Here is an 18317-nt window from a genome sequence, read left to right on the forward strand (position 1 = left end):
GATAGCCATGCACGAAGCCGAACAGGAAATCCAGGCGCTCATTCGCGGCGGCGAAAACCTTGCCGTCGAATTCAAGAGCGACGTCAAGAGCCTGCCGGACCGGGATCTGGTAGCCGTGGTGGTGGCCCTGGCCAACACCGAGGGCGGCGACCTGTTCCTGGGCGTTGAAGACGATGGCACCCCGACTGGGCTGCATGCCAATCACCGCAACCTCGCTGGCCTGCCCGCTCTGATTGCCAACAAGACCATTCCCTCGCTGGCTGTGCGCGTTGAGGCCCTTGAGCTGGAAGGGCAACCCGTCGCCAGGATCCAGGTGCCCAAATCTCGGCAGCTTGTATCCACCTCGGATGGCCTGCTACAGCGTCGGCGCCTGAGAATGGACGGCACTCCGGAGGCCGTGCCCTTCTACCCCCATGAGTTTGTTCAGCGCCAGTCCAGCCTGGGGGTAACCGACCCCTCGGCCTTGCCGGTGGAAAACCTGGCGGTTGAAGACCTGGACCCGATTCAGCGCATCCGCATCCGTAACGCCATCAAGAAGTACGGCGGCGACCAGAGCCTGATGCCCCTGGCGGACGATGAGCTGGACGGCGCCCTGGGGCTGACTGTGAGCGTGGGAGGCAGGCGCCGCCCCACGGTTGCAGGCCTGTTGCTGCTGGGGAGCGAAATGCAGCTCCGGCAACACCTGCCCTCCCACGAGGTAGCCTTCCAGGTGCTGCGCGGTACCGATGTCCTGGTCAATGAGTTCTACCGCAAACCGCTGCTGGAGACCTTTGAAGAGGTCGAAGTGCTATTCCGCGCCAGGGTGGAGGAAGAGGAGATTCAGGTTGGGCTGTTTCGCGTGCCCATCCCCAACTTCGACCGCCGGGCCTTCCGGGAAGCCTTTGTAAACGCCCTGGTTCACCGCGACTACAGTGCCCTGGGCGCCGTGCACGTCAAACTGGACGACGACGGCCTGAGCATCAGCAATCCCGGTGGTTTTGTGGAGGGCGTTAATCTGGACAACCTGCTGGTGGCCGACCCTCGCTCCCGTAACCCCTTGCTGGCTGACATTATCAAGCGCATCGGCCTTGCCGAACGCACTGGCCGGGGCATCGACCGGATCTTCGAGGGTATGCTCCGCTACGGGCGCACCGCCCCCGACTACTCCATGTCGTCCGCTCACACCGTCTCCGTGCGCATGAGCGCAGCGGACGCGGACGCCGAATTCCTGCGCATGATCGTCGAGCGCGAGGAGCAGACCGGCGCCGCCATGCCCATTGACAGCCTGATCATCCTGTCCCGGCTACGCAATGAGCGGCGCTTAAGAACGGCAGACCTGGCCAAGTCGGTGCAGAAGCCGGAAACCGTGGTCCGGGGCACCCTGGAAAAGCTGGTGGAAGCCGGGATGGTGGAAGCCCATGGCACCGGCAAGGGCCGCACCTACACCCTGAGCGCCAAGGTATACCGGGGGGCGGGACAAAAGGCCGCCTATGTGCGCCAGGCGGGCTTCGATGCTATCCAGCAGGAGCAGATGGTGCTCAACTTCATCGATACCCACGGCAGCATCAAACGAGCGGATGCCGCCGATCTGTGCCATATCAGCCCTTTCCAGGCCACTCGGCTGCTCAACCGCTTGAAAGACAAGGGCGTGATACGCCCGGTGGGCCAGGGCAAGGGGACTCGATATGAGCGAAGCTGATAAAATACGTGCGTCGCACGAAAAATACGAGCAGATACGAGCGGTGCGCGTATTTTCGTGCTGTCAGCACCATAGTTTGGAGCCGAGCCCCATAGTGATATTTGAGCGAAATGACTTCCCAACGCTACATAAGGATGACGTATGAAGAGAACCGATGCTGAAGCATTGCTGCGTACTGCGGTGGGAAACGCAGCCGCAAGCTTCCGTAGTGGCCAATGGGAAGCCATTGATGCTTTGGTAAATCAGCGCCAAAAGCTACTGGTGGTTCAACGAACCGGGTGGGGCAAAAGCTCTGTCTATTTCATAGCGACCCGAATCATGCGTGATCAGGGCTATGGGCCCACCATCATTGTCTCGCCTTTGCTGGCCTTGATGCGTAATCAGATTGAATCAGCTCGAAGACTGGGTATTTACGCGATCACCATCAACTCTACCAACCATGATCAAGCGGAAGCGTTGATCCAGCAGGTACATACAAACCAGGTGGATTGTTTGTTGATCTCCCCAGAAAAGCTGGCCAACGAGCAGTTTGTTGAGCAAGCGCTCCAGCCTATTCTGGATAACGTAGGGTTATTGGTTGTGGATGAAGCGCACTGTATCTCGGACTGGGGGCACGACTTTAGGCCGGATTATCGTCGCCTGCTCAATATTTTGCGCCAGATGCCCCCCAACATGCCGGTATTAGGTACAACGGCCACCGCCAATGATCGGGTCATCACAGATGTTGTTGATCAGTTGGGTGATATTGAGGTGCTCCGCGGCCCCTTGGTTCGCGATAGCTTGTCTCTTCAAAACATTGCCCTTGCAGATCAGGCAAGTCGCCTCGCCTGGCTGTCAGAAACGATACCGACTCTGCAGGGGGCTGGGATCGTCTATGTGCTTACAAAGCGAGATGCAGAACAGGTAAGAAGCTGGCTGTTGAGTCAGGGAATTGATGCCAAGGCCTACTACAGCGGCATTGAGCATTCTGATTTCGAGAACTCCGATCAGTACCGAGAGCATCTGGAAGATTTGCTGCTCAACAACCAGCTAAAAGTGCTTGTAGCCACAACGGCGCTGGGCATGGGGTACGACAAACCAGATCTTCACTTCGTTATTCACTACCAAACACCGGGCTCCATCGTATCCTATTACCAGCAAGTAGGCCGGGCCGGACGCGGTATTGATCAATCTCTCGGCATTCTACTTTCAGGCGCGGAAGATGAGCGTATCCACGACTTCTTCCGTCGCTCCGCATTCCCGAATCAATCGCAGATTAACCAGGTGCTTTCGGTTCTCGAAGACAGTGATGGCTTATCTGTACCGAAACTGGAAGAGCACTTGAATATGCGCAAAGGGCAAATCGAAAAAGTCCTTAAATTTCTGAGTGTGGAGAACCCTGCGCCTGTATACAAAGCGGGCAGCCAATGGACAAGAACACCGGTTGCTTATCAGCTAGATCATGACCAAGTCCAGCGGCTCACGAACATGCGAGAGCAGGAGTGGCAAGAAATCCAGGAGTACACGACAACTTCGGGCTGCTTGATGGAATATCTGCGAAGGTCTCTTGATGACCCGGAGGCGCAACCCTGTGGCAAGTGCGCTAACTGTCTTGGTGCGCCGCTGGTCAGTGCCTCGCCCGATCGCCAAAGAGTCATTGCTGCAGCGCAGTTCCTTCGCCACTCAGAATTCGTTTTCAAACCCAAGGTTCAAGTGGCCGCCAATGGGTTTCCGCGATACGGATTGCGAGGGAACCTGCCACAAAACCTCAGAGCGCAGGAAGGCAGAGTACTTAGTCGGTGGGCTGACGCAGCATGGGGCGGTTTCGTCGAACAGGACAAACATGGGGGCTATTTCCGGGATGAATTAGTGGACGCCATGGCGGAAATGATTCAGCAGCGTTGGCAGCCAACGCCACGGCCTGAGTGGGTCACCTGCGTACCCTCGCTCAAGCACCCCGAATTGGTGCCGGAGTTTGCGCGGCGGCTGGCGAATAAACTGGGTCTGCCATTCCATCCGGTAATCTCCAAAGTGCAGGATAACGAACCACAAAAACTACAGAACAACCGCTATCACCAGTGCAGCAACCTGGATGGAGTGTTCGCGGTTGATGCAGGCCTCCCTTCCGGCCCAGTCCTATTGGTGGACGATGTCGTCGATTCCGGTTGGACCATGACCGTTCTGGCAGCCTTACTTCGGCAACAAGGCAGTGGCGAAGTCTATCCGGTCGCTCTTGCCTCTTCTGCAAGGGGAGATTAATGAATGCTCGCTGCTAAAACACAGGCAATCCTGTTACTGACCGCCTATTTTTCCAGGTCAACAAGCTCAGAAGCAAAGCCTCTCACGAATAAAGAGTGGGGGCGTTTTGCCTTCTGGTTGAAGAACCAGGAAATGGTCCCCGAGGATCTCCTGACAGGGGACCTCAGTCAAAAACTGGCGGGATGGACAGACTCCAAGATTACATCCGACCGCATTCAAACCCTGCTCAATCGTGGGTCCGCCCTGGCAATGGCGATGGAAAAATGGACCCGCTCCGGCTTATGGGTGTTGACGCGCTCAGACAGTGACTACCCCAAACGTCTTAAAGCACGCCTCGGTAATGATGCACCCCCTGTCTTCTTCGGGTGTGGCAACCGCAATCTCTTGAACCAAGGTGGCATTGCTGTCATCGGCTCCCGTAAGACCTCTGACGCGGACCTTCAGTTTAGCCGCGATCTTGGAGCTAGGTCCGCAAACGATGGACGATCTGTCGTATCCGGCGGTGCAAAAGGCGTCGATGAAGCCGCCATGCTGGGTGCTCTTGAATCTGAAGGTACGGCAATTGGGGTTCTCGCCAATGACCTGCTGCGCGCCGCCACCTCCGTAAAGTACAGAAAGTACCTGATGGCGAACAATCTGATTCTCCTCTCACCCTTTTATCCTGAGGCTGGTTTCAATGCGGGCAATGCGATGCAGCGCAACAAGTACATCTATTGCCTGTCGGATGCAGCCATTGCTGTGCATTCCGGAAACTCAGGTGGAACCTGGAACGGGGTGCTAGAAAACATAAAGCACAACTGGGTACCCATGTGGATCAAGCCTACCGACGACCCGGAGGCCGGCAATGCCACACTGGTGCAAAAAGGCGCTAAATGGCTACCTGAAAATCTCGCTGAAATCGACCTTGACCATTTGCTGCGAACCGCAGATTCATCTGCAGATCAGGGTGCTGACTTATTTGCTCAAAACCAGACAGAAACCGTGCCCGAGGTGACTGTAAACGAACCTATGGCTGATACGGGTCAACAAGAAGAAAACGAAGTGGCGTCGGATGAGGTTGCCAAAGAGACTGCTGAAGACGCTTCCAAGCCTTCACCGAAGCAGGAACACGCAACCCCCTCGCCGGTTTCGAGTGACCAATGCGAAGAAAAAACAGCTCTTACGCAGCTTTCCTTGTACGACCACTTTCTCCTGATGCTTAGAAATGAAACAGGCTCACCAAAAACCATTGATGAATTGCTGGAAGCTACACAGCTTCACAAAACCCAGCTTACCGAATGGTTAAAACAGGCTGTCGCGGATGACAAGGTGACCAAGTTAAATCGCCCGGTTCGGTATCAGTGGGTGGAAGACAATCAGCGCAAGATGTTCGAGGATCAGTAATCTCCATGGAAACTGCAAAACTTAAAAAGTTCGCCCAATTCGCTCGTCGCAGCCTCCTCGAACAGGTTACCGCCAAGCTCAAACTGGTACTAGCCGAAGAGAGTTCCGCCCGGCGAGAAAGGCCAAAGGCGATTAAAAAGCTGGAAGAGGCGGTAACAGGCCAAGGCAAAGAGCAGATTATCGAACGGGTGGCCTATATCTGGTTCAACCGCTTCTGTGCCCTGCGTTTTATGGACGTCAACCGTTACAACCGCATTGGCATTGTTTCCCCTGCTGAGGGGCAGTTCCAGCCCGAGATCCTGGCTGATGCCAAAATGGGCCATATCGATGAAGAAATGGTCTCGGAGTCAACCCGTCAAAAGATCTTCGCACTGCTGGACGGAAAGACACCCAGCCAGGACCCGCAGGGGGAAGCTTATCGCCTACTGGTCGTAGCTGCCTGTAACTACTGGTACAGCGCAATGCCGTTCTTGTTCGAGCGTATTGACGACTACACCGAGCTTTTGATGCCGGATGATCTGCTCTCAGGCAACTCAATCCTGGCCTATACCCGCGAAGCCATGACGCCGGATGCCTGTAAAGATGTCGAGGTAATCGGCTGGCTGTATCAGTTCTATATCTCCGAGAAGAAAGACCAGGTATTCGCTGATCTCAAGAAGAACAAGAAGATTACTCCCGAAAATATTCCTGCGGCCACCCAGCTTTTCACGCCGCACTGGATTGTGCGATACCTGGTGGATAACTCGCTCGGCCGCTTGTGGATGCTTAACAGACCAAATTCAGCCTTGGTGAACCAGATGGAGTATTACATTCCTCCGGAGGAGACTGAGGCCGATTTTCTGAAAATTGAAGGCCCGGAAGAGCTCAAGGTTTGCGACCCAGCCTGCGGCTCCGGCCATATGCTGACCTATGCTTTCGATCTGCTCTACGCCATTTATGAAGAAGAAGGCTACGAGCCGTCCGAAATCCCGGAAAAGATTCTGACACACAACCTTTACGGTATTGAGCTGGATGAGCGCGCCGGTGAGCTGGCCGCCTTCGCTCTGACCATGAAAGCCCGAGCGCGTCAGCGGCGTTTTTTCAACAAAGGCATCAACCCGCCTTATTCACGAGGGCGCTGATTGAGCGGTCTGAAGGTACTGGCTGTTGGCATTGCTTATCAGGATTCGCCTCTTCAGCGCGAGTGGCTGTTGAGTAATGCCAGAACGCAGCCCTTTTCCTACTTACTTATAGCTCTTTGGAATCAATGGCGGCCGTCCAAGCAGCCGTGATCGCCGACCGCCGCTCCGGTCGCTCGCTTTCTGATGCTGTGGTGGTCTCTCGCAGGAGCGTCAGCTCAGTGCGGTCAGCTTCGGTAGCCCCTTCAGCAGCGTCGGCCACCACTTGTCGGCGGCGGCACCCAGATGAACGGTGATTCGCCGAGCGTGCAGCCTCAGCGTGGCGGCGACCTTGAGCACCTGCTCGCGCATCCGGCTCAGGCTCCAGCCTTGTCGGGTTTGCCGCTCCAGGAGGCAGCGCAGGCCCATGCAGGACCTGGTAGGCGTAGAGACTGAGCAGCAAGCTCACCTCGTTGCGCGCCATCACGTCCTGAACGGTGGAGGCGCCGCGATCGGTCGACGAGAGGTGCACGTCGAGCGCCGACTTCACTTCGCCCATGTGCGCCTCGGCGCTGCCGCGCTTGCGATAGAGTGCTAGGACCTTCTCTGGCGGCCAGTCGAACTTGCTGAGGTTGGTGACCAGGAAGAAGGCATGCAGCAGCAGGTCATCGGGGCGCTCCTGCACGACCAGCACGACGCGCCGTGGTGCCGGCCAGGAACCGGCTTGGTACTCAAGGTCATGGCACCATTCTCGAGGCTGTTCAGGCGGTCGGCCGCGGGGCCGCTTCAGGTAGGGCGCCGCCAATTTTTGCAGGCCCTTGTGGCTGCGTAACCGGCCCAGATACTCGATGTCGCGCTCTTCCAGCGCCTCCAGCGTGTCGTTGTCGGTGAATCCGGCATCGATGCGCACCCGAACCTGGGCGCCAGTGCTCTCTCGTTGAGCCGCGTCACCAGATGGGGGATCCATGTATCGGCATTCTCAGCCGGGCCGGCGTTGCCCTCGCGTAGCAGGCCACCGACCATGTCGCCTGTTTCGGCCAGCGAGGCGACCAGCGGCGAGTAGATGCGGGTACCGTAAAGGCCATGGTAGGCCGAGCCACCTTGGTGACCGTGGACCTCGATCGGCAGGCCGTCGATGTCCAGCGTCAGCTGCTTGGGGCGCTCGCCGTTCTTCAGCGAGGTCAGGCGCCAGAGCACCAGCCGCAGCAGGCCTTCGTGCACGGCATCGATGTTGTCGTTGCGGCCGAGGCAGGTCAGCAGCCGCGACAGCGTGGCTTGAGACGGCCGGTCCTGCGCCAATGGCGTCGTCCCGCGCGCGTCGCTACAGGCCAACTGCCAGAGCGGGTCACGGCGCAGCGTGTCGGTATCGCTGAGATCGATCCAGCCCATCGCGCGCTGCAGCACCAGGGTGCGTAGCTGACTGCCAGGGAGTGGCGGATACGCAGCGGGTGACGCGGATCGACCAGGTTGTCTTCGAGCGCCTCAATCACGCCGCTGTTGTCGAGGGCTTCACGCAGCAACAAAGCGCCGCTGTCGCTGGTGGTGGTGCGGTGGCCGCTCAGCTCGACACGGACAGAGCCGTTGCACGAGGGCGTCCAGGTGGATAGGCTTTCACCCATAGCGGATGGCTCCCTTGGATCAGGTTCTTGGCGGAACACACTGAATTTTCAAGAGGATACCATCCGCTATCTTCGTTTTCAGGCCGGTCTCATGAATAAGGCGGGATCAAGCCCAACATCTGCGTGTTGGAAAAAGTTAGCTTCACTCCAGATGAACTGGAAGAGTACATGAGCGCCGTGGGCCGCGACCTGTTCACCCAGGGCTTACGTGAAACCTTGCAACAATTCGAGGAGGCTGACAACTTCGGCTCCCTGATCTTGCCCAAGCTTACCAACGTGACTGACGTGCTGGCCGAGCTGGAGACCAAGAATCTGGGTAGTAACCTGTTCCTGGCCGACACGCACAGCAAAGTACTGAAAGTACTGCGCATGGCCGAAGCCTTGAGCCCGCGCTACGCCGTGGTCGTCGCCAACCCGCCCTATATGGGCGGCAAGGGTATGAATGGACGGCTTGGCGCCTGGGCCAAGGAGAACTACCCAAAGAGCAAGTCCGACCTGTTTGCAATGTTCATAGAACGTAATCTGGATATGGCGGTGATTGGCGGTGCTGTCGCCATGATCACGATGCAGAGCTGGATGTTCCTGTCTTCTTTCGAGGCTTTGCGCGGTCGCATTCTCGATCAGCACACTATTTTGTCGATGGCCCATCTGGGCGCGCGAGCCTTTGACAGCATTGGTGGTGAAGTGGTCTCGACGACAGCATTCGTACTCGAAAACGCGCACAAGCCGCACTATCGAGGGGCTTATCTCCGGCTGGTCGATGGCAATTCGGAAGCCGAGAAGATGGCCATGATGACTCAGGCTATTGAGCAGGGTCGTTCGACATGATTAGCCTAGAAAGCTACGGACTTGCCTACAGAAAGGCAAAGGTCGATCTGTATTACTCCTCCCATGCGTCCCTTGATGCTATCGCAGACTACGAGGAAGACCTCTATGAAAATCTCGCAGCGTTGCAGGCGCAATATAATGGCGACGACGAATCCTGGGTTACTTCTTCGGAGTTCCTGGGTAGTTGGACGCTGGCCACGAAATCCGTGGATATGTCACCTTGGCAAAAATACCGAGAAGTACATGGTAGTGGTTTGATCTTCTCATCTCCCGCCGATGAATGGGAGTACGCTTGTACTTTGTTGGCGGGCCAAAAGGAACCGGAGAAGCTTGTCGCCGAATTTCGTGTAATGGCGCAGTGCAGTATGGATTTCCACGTGTTGTCCTCTTTGTGGATGATGGAGGTCGGTCATCTGTTTGACGCCAAGCTCACAGGTTGCGCCTATGGCAACCGCTTGCGGCGCACACAGGACGGAAAACGCATCAACCCATTGTCGTTGGGTTCGTTCGCGCCCTACCTGAAGCCGTTTCGTGATTGGCGTGATCAAGGCATCTCCACCATGCGCACTGCGTTGGATGAGGGCAAAAAAATTGTTGCACTTACGGCCGATGTCAGCTCCTTCTATCACGAGCTAAACCCTGGCTTTATGCTGGATCCAGAGTTCCTGGAGACTGTTCTGAAGCTGGAACTCAATGAAGAACAAGCGAAGCTTCACCGCCTGTTTATCCGTGCCTTGCAGGCTTGGGCTGAGGCAACGCCTTTGGGAAAAGGGCTACCGGTCGGGTTGCCCGCCTCTGCTGTGGTGGCCAATGTGGCACTGATCGAACTGGACCGAATCATCGAACGACAGGTTGCTCCCCTGTATTACGGTCGCTATGTGGATGACATTCTTTTGGTCATGGAAAATGGCGCTGGGTTTCGCTCCACGGTTGAGCTTTGGGAGTGGCTGTTTGCACGCTCCGGCGGAAAGCTGGGCTGGGTGAACGCTCAAGAGCAGAGCCAAATCCGCTTTCAGCCTGATTACCTGAAAAATGGCAAAAACAAAAGTAGGATCTATTTCGCCAATGCTAAAAATAAAGTGTTCATGCTGGCTGACGAGCCTGGCAAAACGCTGGTTGATGCCATTGCACACCAGATTCACGAACGTGCCAGCGAATGGCGGGCGATGCCCCGATTACCGCGGTCTGCCGGCCATGTTAGTACTGACCTTCTAGCTGCCACACAAAGCGATGGGGAGGCCGCCGACAACTTACGTAAAGCCGATGCGTTGACCATGAGGCGCGCCGGCTTCGCCATCAAGCTACGCGACTTCGAGGCGTATGAGCGGGATTTGCATCCCGATGCCTGGCAAGCGCATCGCCGGGCTTTCTTTCGCGCCTTTATTCAGCATGTTTTGGTGCTGCCTCATTTTTTCGACTTGGCTGTTTACTTGCCGCGAGTGATTCGATTGGCCACAGCGTGTGAGGATTTTGGCGATCTGCGCAGAATCATCGACGCGCTGGAACGCCTTTGCCAGCAAGTCGGTGAACATTGTCATGTTGAGATAAAAGCTTGTCCATCTGCCAGCGCGCCATCCGAGGCTGAGATCATCGCCTGCTGGCAGGAAAAGCAATTTTCCACCATTCGCGAAAGTATCACGGCGGCCTTCCCTCCACGCTTGTCCAGGGCGGGCCGGCAGGCATGGGAGGCGCATATGGCGGATTGCCACCCTACGCTTGATGTCGAAACCATGCTCTCTTGGCCCGTGTCGGCCAAAGCCTTTCAGTCGCAGCATGCACGGCTTTTCTCCTTTGACCTGGCACATATGCCGTTCCGCTTTATGGGATTACCCAAAGAGATGATCGCGCAACGCGGAATTCCCGCCAAGAAAACCGTGCTCAATTGTGCTCAAGGCTCAGAGCTGCTGCCTGATACAGCAGTAGAAGGCATCCAGCGATTGGCAAAGTGGATAAAAATTAAGGGACTCCCACATGGGCTGCTGTTTGCCACCCGCCCCTTCAATTTGGCGGAACTCTTCGTCTTGCACAAAGACGCCTACACCGAACAAGGGCAAGCCGCTCTGCACAGCGTCGTTCTGGCCTTGCGCGGCTTCAGTCTCGGCGACAAAACACCCCGTTTCGACAAGAACGGTGTGCTTCAGATTCCCGATGGGGCTGAGCCTCGCAAATACAACATCGCCGTCTCCAGCTGGCAGACGCGGATCGAAAGCTGGGCGGCAGCCGTCACGCGCATGCCGGACCCCGATGCTGACCGTTATGCGCGGCTATGCCACTTGCTCGATAGTTTAATCGCACAGCCCCGGCATAGTCGTTACCTTATCCTGCCGGAGTTGGCGCTTCCCGCGCATTGGTTTATGCGAATCGCCCGCAAGCTGCAAGGTCGAGGCATTTCGCTGATTACAGGCATTGAGTACCTCCATGCGGGTAAGTCACGGGTGCGCAATCAGGTGTGGACAGCTCTGTCGCATGATGGCCTGGGCTTTCCCTCTATCATGATCTACCGGCAAGACAAACAGCGCCCCGCTTTGCACGAAGAGGTGGAGCTGAAGCGACTCGCCGGAGCAGAGATGAAGCCAGGATCACTTTGGAACAAGGGTGTTCCGCCCGTTATACGCCACGGCGACTTCCACTTTGCTCTGCTGGTGTGCAGCGAATTGACCAACATCAGCTATCGCGCGGCCCTGCGGGGCAAAGTAGATGCCCTGTTTGTACCAGAGTGGAACCAGGACACCGAAACCTTCAATGCGCTTGTAGAATCCGCTGCGCTGGACATCCATGCCTACATCATCCAATGCAACGACCGACAGTACGGGGATAGCCGAATACGAGCGCCCTACAAAAACAGCTGGAAACGCGATGTACTGCGGGTCAAGGGTGGTGTGACCGACTATTGCGTGATCGGAGAAATTGATGTGAAGGCTTTGCGCCAGTTCCAGAGTAGCCATCGTTCGCCCACACAACCCTTCAAGCCGGTGCCTGACGGGTTCTCGATCGAGCATAGCCGAAAAGTGCTTCCGACAGGAGGAGACGAATGACCATTGCCCAACAATCCTTCGGGAGCCGCCATGACTGCCTGTCTCATCATGCCACCCAATTTGGCCGAACCTTCGAACAGCCTGTTCTGGTTCAGGTGAATTCACTGTCCGCGCACCATCGACCAAAATCGGATGATCCTGATTTCTGGGCCGTGTGGTCGGGTCGAGACAGCGACGGCGAGATGGTTGAGCGCAAGGTGGATTGGAAAACGATTGCTGATGACTGGCAACAGATCAGTGTGCCAGCGCAGGCGCAGGGTTTGGAGACTAACGATGAGTAACGTTCAAGCAAGTAATGCCGAGCAGAGTATGGAAAAGCTTTTTTTCCGTGCTTCTGCAGAAGATTTTAGAAAAATTTCAGGCAGCCCGATTGCATACTGGGTTAGCTCAGCAGTACGGAAAGCTTTCGAGACTGGAGAGCCATTCGGAAGAATTGCAACACCTAGACAAGGGTTAGCTACTGGCCGCAATGAAGTTTTTCTCCGCGAATGGCACGAGATTGATTTTACAAACATTGGTTTCGGATTTGCCTCCAGAGAGCAAGCGCAATCCTCAGGATTAAGATGGTTTCCATATAATAAAGGAGGAGAATGGCGAAAGTGGTATGGAAACAATGAGTTTGTTGTTGACTGGCAGGACGATGGCGCTCGCATCCGAGACTTCAAGGATGAAAATGGGAAGGTGAGGTCTAGACCTCAAAATACCGACTACTACTTCCGAGAAGGAATCACCTGGGCTGACATTACAACGAACTCCTTTGCAGCAAGATATTCCCCTCGGGGTTTCATTTTTGATGTAAAGGGATCTTCAGGTTTCCCGGAAGCTTGCAAGCTGAAATCTGTTCTTGGACTGATGAACTGCAAGCTGATGTACGATTTCATGCTCATCCTAAATCCAACCTCAACATTTCAGGTTGGTGATATGGCCAGAGTGCCCTACATCAACCTGAAGGATGAGGCTCAAAAGATAGATCATAACGTTGAGAAGCTTGTAGATTTCGGGAAGGCTGACTGGGACTCTTTCGAAACGGCGTGGGATTTCACTGTTTTCCCTTTGCTGCATGCCGACTTTACCCAGCCAACGCTGAAAACTAGCTATCAGAAACTCCGTGCCTATTGGAGCGAGATGACGTTGGAGATGCAGCGTCTGGAAGAAGAAAACAACCGAGTTTTTATCGATGCGTACGACCTGCAGGATGAGCTGACCCCCGAAGTGCCGCTGAACGAAATCACCCTCACCTGTAACCCCCATTACCAGTACGGTAACAATAAAAGTGAGGACGAGCTTGAAGCGCTTCTGCTGGCCGACACCATGCGTGATCTGATCTCCTACGCCGTAGGCTGTATGTTTGGCCGCTACGCGCTAGACAAGCCGGGACTGATCCTGGCCAATCAGGGAGATACCATCGAGGACTACCTGAAGCAGATCCCGGAGCCCAGCTTCCCGGCAGACGATGACAACGTCATCCCCATGCTCGACGGTGACTGGTTCACAGACGACATCACCGAGCGTTTCCGTGAATTTCTGCGCATCGCCTTTGGCGAAGAGCACTATGACGAAAACCTCCGCTTTGTCGAGCAGGCACTGGGTAAGGACATCCGAAAGTACTTCCTGAAGGACTTCTACAACGACCACGTGCGCCGTTACAAGAAGCGACCCATCTACTGGCTGTTCTCCTCACCCAAGGGCTCGTTCAATGCGTTTATCTATATGCACCGCTACCAGCCCCACACCGTGGGCACGGTGCTGGAGTATCTGCGCGATTTCAAAGACGAAAAGCTGCAAGCCCGGAAAAACCATCTGGAGGCCGTCAGTATCAGCGCCGGGGCCTCCCAGGGTGATAAGACCAAGGCCCTGAAAGATATCGAGAAGATCAACAAAATACTCGCCGAGCTGGATGACTACGAGCGGGATGTGCTTTATCCCTTGGCTACAGAGCAGGTGGAAATCGATCTCGATGACGGGGTGAAGGCCAACTATCCGAAATTTGGCGACGCTTTGAAGAAAATTCCAGGCTTGTCCTGAAGCAGTAAGGAGCTGTCGGCATGGCAGGTGAGTACGAAAAGGCCATTACTATCAAAGACGCGATTGATGCCATTAATCAGCGAGACTATCTGTTGCCGGCAATACAGCGGAAGTTCGTCTGGAGCAGCCATCAGATCTGCGTGCTGTTCGACTCCATCATGCGGGGTTACCCCATCAACACATTCATGATGTGGGAAATCAAAGATGATGGCATCAAGAACGACTACAAGTTCTACGAGTTCCTGAAATCCTACTGCCAACGTTTCAGTGAGGAAAACCCTCACGTCTCAACCAATGCGAGTTATAAGGATTTCAGGGCAGTCATCGATGGCCAGCAGCGTCTTACATCCCTCTACATTGGGCTTTGCGGTACATATGCGTACAAGAAGCCAAGAGTTTGGTGGCCTAGCACTCGCGACGACAAGGTGTTACCGCCTCGCAAACTGTATCTGGACCTGAAAGCACCACTGGAATCGGAAGACGATGAATCACTGATGTATTACAACTTCCGATTCCTCACAGACCGGCAATATAAAGACTCATTGGCTGCAGAGACCCCGGCCCACCACTGGCTTTGCATGCATGAAATACTCAGGTATCCACACCACGAAAGTAGCGATGATGTGCTTTTGGAGGTGGTAATGCCAGAGCTCGAGCGACGAGGACTCAGCACAAATACATTTTCCCGAAAGACACTACTGAAAGTTTATGACGTGATCCGATCCCAGCGGATCATTCACTACTTCAATGAGAACAGTCAGCAAATCGACCATGTTTTAGATGTATTTATCCGAACCAACAGCGGAGGCACCAAGCTGGACTTTTCTGACCTGCTGATGTCAATTGCCGTTGCCCACTGGGATGGAGATTTTCGGAAAGAACTTGACGACTTGACCCAGCACATCCATCAGAACACGGAGATGGGTTTCTACATAGAGCGTGACTGGTTGTTGAAAACCTGCTTGATGCTCACGGAAGCCGATGTCCGTTTCAAAGTGAGAAATTTCAAGGGCGAGCAGGTTGCCCGAATCCAGCAAGAGTGGCCTGATATCAAAGAGTGTATTACCGAAACATTCCGCCTCGTGCGGCGGTTCGGTATTACGCCGCAGTCCCTGACCTCCAGAAACGCTGTTATTCCGATCTGTTACTACTTGTATAAAAAATGCTCTTCAGGAGAGCCACTCTTCAGAAAAATTAATAATCTAGCGAAATGCCATGAGCAACGTGCGGTAATCAGCCAGTGGTTTTACATGGCGCTGTTGAAAGGGGTCTTCGGCGGTCAGGCTGACTCCATTTTAAGCAGCATGAGGGATGTTCTAGTAAAACACCTCACCGACGATACCTTCCCGTTGCCCGCCATCATTGAGCGTTACAAAGCGACGAACAAGGATCTGCGTTTCGATGAAGAAACCCTCGATAAACTGCTGGAAACGCAGCACGGAGAGGGGCGCTGCCGCGCGTTACTGCATTTGCTGTTCCCAGAAATGAACGTTTCAGAGGTTTTTCACATTGATCACCTTCACCCGAGGGCAGCTTTTGACAAGAAATTGCTAAATAAAGCTAGCTTCCTGCAGGATGACGAGCAGTTGATGGCGTTTTATCGTAATCCAGTCCACTGGAATGCGATCCCCAATCTTCACCTATTGAATCATTCGCAAAACCTTGCGAAGAAAGACCGCCCTTTGAAGGAATGGCTTTCTGACCAGAATGTGCACCTGACCCCTAGTGATCTGCTCATCGAGAATGTGGATCTGGAATTTACTTCATTCAAGGCGTTCTATCTGGCAAGGCGAGAAGCCCTAAAACAGCGCTTGATATCCCGAGTTTACATGTCCGCGCCGTTGGCGGCGGAGAGTGTGGCTGACAGTGAAGACGAAGAGCTGGAAGAGGTGGTCTCATGAGCAGCCAGATTCAAACGGCTCTGACGCGACTGTTTGATAAGCACCGGATCATTTTCTGGTACGACACCAAGCAAGAGCTGCGCGGTGATTTCGAGACGGTTTCCATCCCGCACGTGGAGAAGCTGGAAATCGCCAACAACGAGTACAGTCTGAAATATCGTGTTCTGCGGGAGTCACCCGACCAGAAGTTCCTTCTGTACAAAGAAGGACCGCAACCGGAGGATCTGGATAACTGGTTGCTGGATGTGCAGTTGGCCCACGGCGAGTTCCGGACTGACCAGGTGGCTATCTGGCTGTCCGAACTGGAGCTGGGACTGGAGTTCGCCGAGGTGGCCCAGGCCCACGCGGATTTTTTCCAGGCGATCAAGCGCAAGGAGGCGTTGAAGAAGCTGCTGAAGCCGGACGACACTGCCGGTCAGCTTCGCCTGAAGATGCTGGCTGTATGTGCCGGTAGTGAGCCCCGTATGGACTCGGTGGTGGAAACCCTGCTGCAGCAACTCGCGGAAGACCGAGATGATGGCATCCGGTTGATTGAGCGCTGTGGTCTGGATAGTTTCCTGTGGGAACAACTGACCCGTTTCTACGGCTACGAGGCCAGTGAGCCGAGCCTGCGAGACTTCGTGATTGAGCTGTTCAAGTCTTGCTACGCCATGACTGTTGTTGGAGAGCGTACGGATGGCGAGGTCAAACTGACCGGCGACGCCCTGGTGTTCCTCAAACGCTGGAAAGACAGCCGGCAGTTCGAGCAGGGGTTTGAAACCCTGTCTGCCGAGTGTGCCGGGGTGCTCGGCATTGAGCAGGACCTGGGCAAGCGGGACTTCCGGGACCTGGTTGAGCTGGACTACTTCCGGCTAATCGACCAGAAGATTATCAGTGACCTGGTGCGGGCGGTGGTTAGCCGCACAGTTACCAGCGGCGATGTGGCGCTGTGGGTGCGGCAGCGGCGCCAGGGCCATTGGTACGGGGAGTTCCGCCACCTGTATGAAGCCATTGAGTTTGCGGCCCGCTTTGTCCAGATGCTGGGTGAGGCTCGTCTCACCATGGACAGCCTCTCCGACGGCGTTCAGCGATACAGCCGCACCTGGTTCCAGTTGGACCAGCTCTACCGCAAGTTTACCTACCATGTGCGCATGTCCGGCCAGGCATCGTTGATGGGCGAGCTCAGTGAGCAGGTGGAGAACCTGTATTCCAACAACTACCTGCTCAAGCTGGGCGATGGCTTCCAGGTTCATGTCGACGCCGCGCCGCGCTGGGAGGCCTATCCGGTCGTTCAGCAAAAGGCCTTTTTCGAGCACTGGGTTCGCCCGTACCTGCGCAAGGACAAACGGATTTGTGTGGTCATTTCCGACGCCATGCGCTATGAGATTGGTGATGAGCTGCTGGGCCTTATCCGGCAGGAAGATCGCTACAGCGCGGAGCTTGAACCGGCACTCTCGACCCTTCCCAGCTATACCCAGCTCGGTATGGCGGCGCTGCTGCCCAACAAGTCCTTGGCGATCGCCGACAACGACACCGGTACGGTACTGGTGGATGGCCAAAGCTCTCAGGGCACGGTCAACCGTACCAAAATCCTGCAGGCCGCCTTGGATGGTCGGGGCCAGGCCGTCAAGGCGGAGGATTTTATGCAGCTCAACCGGGAAGACAGCCGTGAGCTGCTCAAAGGTAATGATGTGCTGTACATCTACCACAACCGCATCGATCACACTGGCGACAAGATGCATTCAGAGGGGCAGGCCTTTGAAGCCGCAGAACAAACCCTGGATGACCTGATTCGTCTGATCAAGAAGCTCACGGCGGCCAACGCCAATAACCTGCTGATCACCGCAGATCATGGCTTTATTTACCAGAACCGTGAGCTGGATGAGAGTGATTTCCTGGGCGATGCCGTTTCTGGCGATGATATTCGCTACCGGGACCGTCGGTTCGTGCTGGGTAAGGGGCTGTCCGCCTCTCCGGCCTTCCATCACTTCTCGTCTGAGCAGCTTGGGCTGGATGGCGAGATGGAAGTGCAGATTCCTAAGTCCATCAACCGGCTGCGCCTTAAAGGCTCTGGCAGCCGCTTTGTGCATGGCGGCGCATCCCTTCAGGAGGTTGTGATTCCGGTCCTGAAGGTTAACAAGAAGCGCCAGAGTGATGTCAGCGCCGTTGAGGTCGACATCCTCCGGGGGGCCAGCTCGGTGATTACTTCCGGCCAACTGGCGGTCACCTTGTATCAGTCCGGACCGGTTACCGAGAAAGTACAGCCTCGCCACCTGCGGGCCGGAATTTACACCCAGTCAGGGGAGTTGATTTCGGACAGTCACGAGCTGTCGTTTGACCTGACCTCGGAGAACCCCCGCGAGCGGGAGCTTCAGGTGCGCTTCGTGCTGAGCCGCAAGGCGGATGAGGCCAATGGCCAGGAGGTTTTCCTAAAGCTGGAAGAACAGCACGCCGGCACCTCCCACTACAAGGAATACAAGTCGCTCAGGTATTTGATGCGGCGGTCCTTTACCAGCGATTTTGATTTCTAAGGG

General features: G+C 55.4%; 10 protein-coding genes and 1 pseudogene. 10 read left to right on the top strand and 1 reads right to left on the bottom strand.

What is annotated here, in order from left to right; translation table 11 throughout:
- Positions 1–7: 7 nt before the first annotated feature.
- The 4 genes from B6N23_RS10625 to pglX (B6N23_RS10640) all read left to right on the top strand — a co-directional run bounded on the left by B6N23_RS10625 (position 8) and on the right by pglX (B6N23_RS10640) (position 6420).
- Positions 8–1678, top strand: a complete 1671-nt coding sequence (locus B6N23_RS10625) for an ATP-binding protein (protein ID WP_305498642.1) — start codon at positions 8–10, stop codon at positions 1676–1678.
- Positions 1679–1819: 141 nt separating this feature from the next.
- A complete protein-coding gene (locus tag B6N23_RS10630; protein ID WP_305498644.1) occupies positions 1820–3916 on the top strand; it encodes a RecQ family ATP-dependent DNA helicase in 2097 nt (698 codons plus the stop codon).
- A gap of 3 nt (positions 3917–3919) precedes the next feature.
- On the top strand, positions 3920–5299 hold the full coding sequence (locus B6N23_RS10635) for a DNA-processing protein DprA (protein WP_305498646.1): 1380 nt from the start codon (positions 3920–3922) through the stop codon (positions 5297–5299).
- A 5-nt stretch (positions 5300–5304) separates the two neighbouring features.
- Positions 5305–6420 carry a BREX-1 system adenine-specific DNA-methyltransferase PglX gene (pglX, locus tag B6N23_RS10640; RefSeq protein WP_305498648.1) on the top strand — a complete coding sequence of 372 codons (1116 nt, stop codon included), beginning with the start codon at positions 5305–5307 and terminating at the stop codon, positions 6418–6420.
- A gap of 210 nt (positions 6421–6630) precedes the next feature.
- Here pglX (B6N23_RS10640) and B6N23_RS10645 read toward each other — a convergent pair.
- Positions 6631–8054, bottom strand: a pseudogene (locus B6N23_RS10645) (IS1380 family transposase).
- Positions 8055–8183: 129 nt separating this feature from the next.
- On the opposite strand from B6N23_RS10645, the gene B6N23_RS10650 reads away from it, so the two are divergent.
- From B6N23_RS10650 to pglZ, 6 genes are read left to right on the top strand one after another with little or no spacing between them, the layout of a single operon-like run.
- Positions 8184–8843 carry an Eco57I restriction-modification methylase domain-containing protein gene (locus tag B6N23_RS10650; protein WP_305498650.1) on the top strand — a complete coding sequence of 220 codons (660 nt, stop codon included), beginning with the start codon at positions 8184–8186 and terminating at the stop codon, positions 8841–8843.
- Positions 8840–11878 carry an RNA-directed DNA polymerase gene (locus B6N23_RS10655; protein ID WP_305498652.1) on the top strand — a complete coding sequence of 1013 codons (3039 nt, stop codon included), beginning with the start codon at positions 8840–8842 and terminating at the stop codon, positions 11876–11878. Before B6N23_RS10650 ends, B6N23_RS10655 begins: the two co-directional genes overlap by 4 nt.
- Positions 11875–12159 (top strand): hypothetical protein, encoded by a 285-nt coding sequence (locus B6N23_RS10660; RefSeq protein ID WP_305498658.1) that lies wholly within the window; start codon positions 11875–11877, stop codon positions 12157–12159. The genes B6N23_RS10655 and B6N23_RS10660 overlap by 4 nt, the downstream gene beginning before the upstream one ends.
- Positions 12152–13903 carry a BREX-1 system adenine-specific DNA-methyltransferase PglX gene (gene pglX, locus B6N23_RS10665; RefSeq protein WP_305498660.1) on the top strand — a complete coding sequence of 584 codons (1752 nt, stop codon included), beginning with the start codon at positions 12152–12154 and terminating at the stop codon, positions 13901–13903. The genes B6N23_RS10660 and pglX (B6N23_RS10665) overlap by 8 nt, the downstream gene beginning before the upstream one ends.
- 20 nt (positions 13904–13923) lie before the next feature.
- Complete coding sequence (locus tag B6N23_RS10670) at positions 13924–15804, top strand: DUF262 domain-containing protein (RefSeq protein WP_305498662.1); 1881 nt, start codon at positions 13924–13926, stop codon at positions 15802–15804.
- Complete coding sequence (gene pglZ / locus B6N23_RS10675; protein WP_305498664.1) at positions 15801–18314, top strand: BREX-1 system phosphatase PglZ type A; 2514 nt, start codon at positions 15801–15803, stop codon at positions 18312–18314. The genes B6N23_RS10670 and pglZ overlap by 4 nt, the downstream gene beginning before the upstream one ends.
- The last annotated feature ends 3 nt before the right edge of the window (positions 18315–18317 follow it).

This window comes from Halomonas alkalicola (assembly GCF_030704205.1).
Lineage (GTDB): Bacteria > Pseudomonadota > Gammaproteobacteria > Pseudomonadales > Halomonadaceae > Halomonas > Halomonas alkalicola.

Excerpts from the sequence above, each read along its gene's own strand:
- B6N23_RS10625 (WP_305498642.1), top strand. The coding sequence starts at position 8 with ATGCACGAAGCCGAACAGGAAATCCAGGCGCTCATTCGCGGCGGCGAA.
- B6N23_RS10630 (WP_305498644.1), top strand. The coding sequence starts at position 1,820 with ATGAAGAGAACCGATGCTGAAGCATTGCTGCGTACTGCGGTGGGAAAC.
- B6N23_RS10635 (WP_305498646.1), top strand. The coding sequence starts at position 3,920 with ATGCTCGCTGCTAAAACACAGGCAATCCTGTTACTGACCGCCTATTTT.
- pglX (WP_305498648.1), top strand. The coding sequence starts at position 5,305 with ATGGAAACTGCAAAACTTAAAAAGTTCGCCCAATTCGCTCGTCGCAGC.
- B6N23_RS10650 (WP_305498650.1), top strand. The coding sequence starts at position 8,184 with ATGAGCGCCGTGGGCCGCGACCTGTTCACCCAGGGCTTACGTGAAACC.
- B6N23_RS10655 (WP_305498652.1), top strand. The coding sequence starts at position 8,840 with ATGATTAGCCTAGAAAGCTACGGACTTGCCTACAGAAAGGCAAAGGTC.
- B6N23_RS10660 (WP_305498658.1), top strand. The coding sequence starts at position 11,875 with ATGACCATTGCCCAACAATCCTTCGGGAGCCGCCATGACTGCCTGTCT.
- pglX (WP_305498660.1), top strand. The coding sequence starts at position 12,152 with ATGAGTAACGTTCAAGCAAGTAATGCCGAGCAGAGTATGGAAAAGCTT.
- B6N23_RS10670 (WP_305498662.1), top strand. The coding sequence starts at position 13,924 with ATGGCAGGTGAGTACGAAAAGGCCATTACTATCAAAGACGCGATTGAT.
- pglZ (WP_305498664.1), top strand. The coding sequence starts at position 15,801 with ATGAGCAGCCAGATTCAAACGGCTCTGACGCGACTGTTTGATAAGCAC.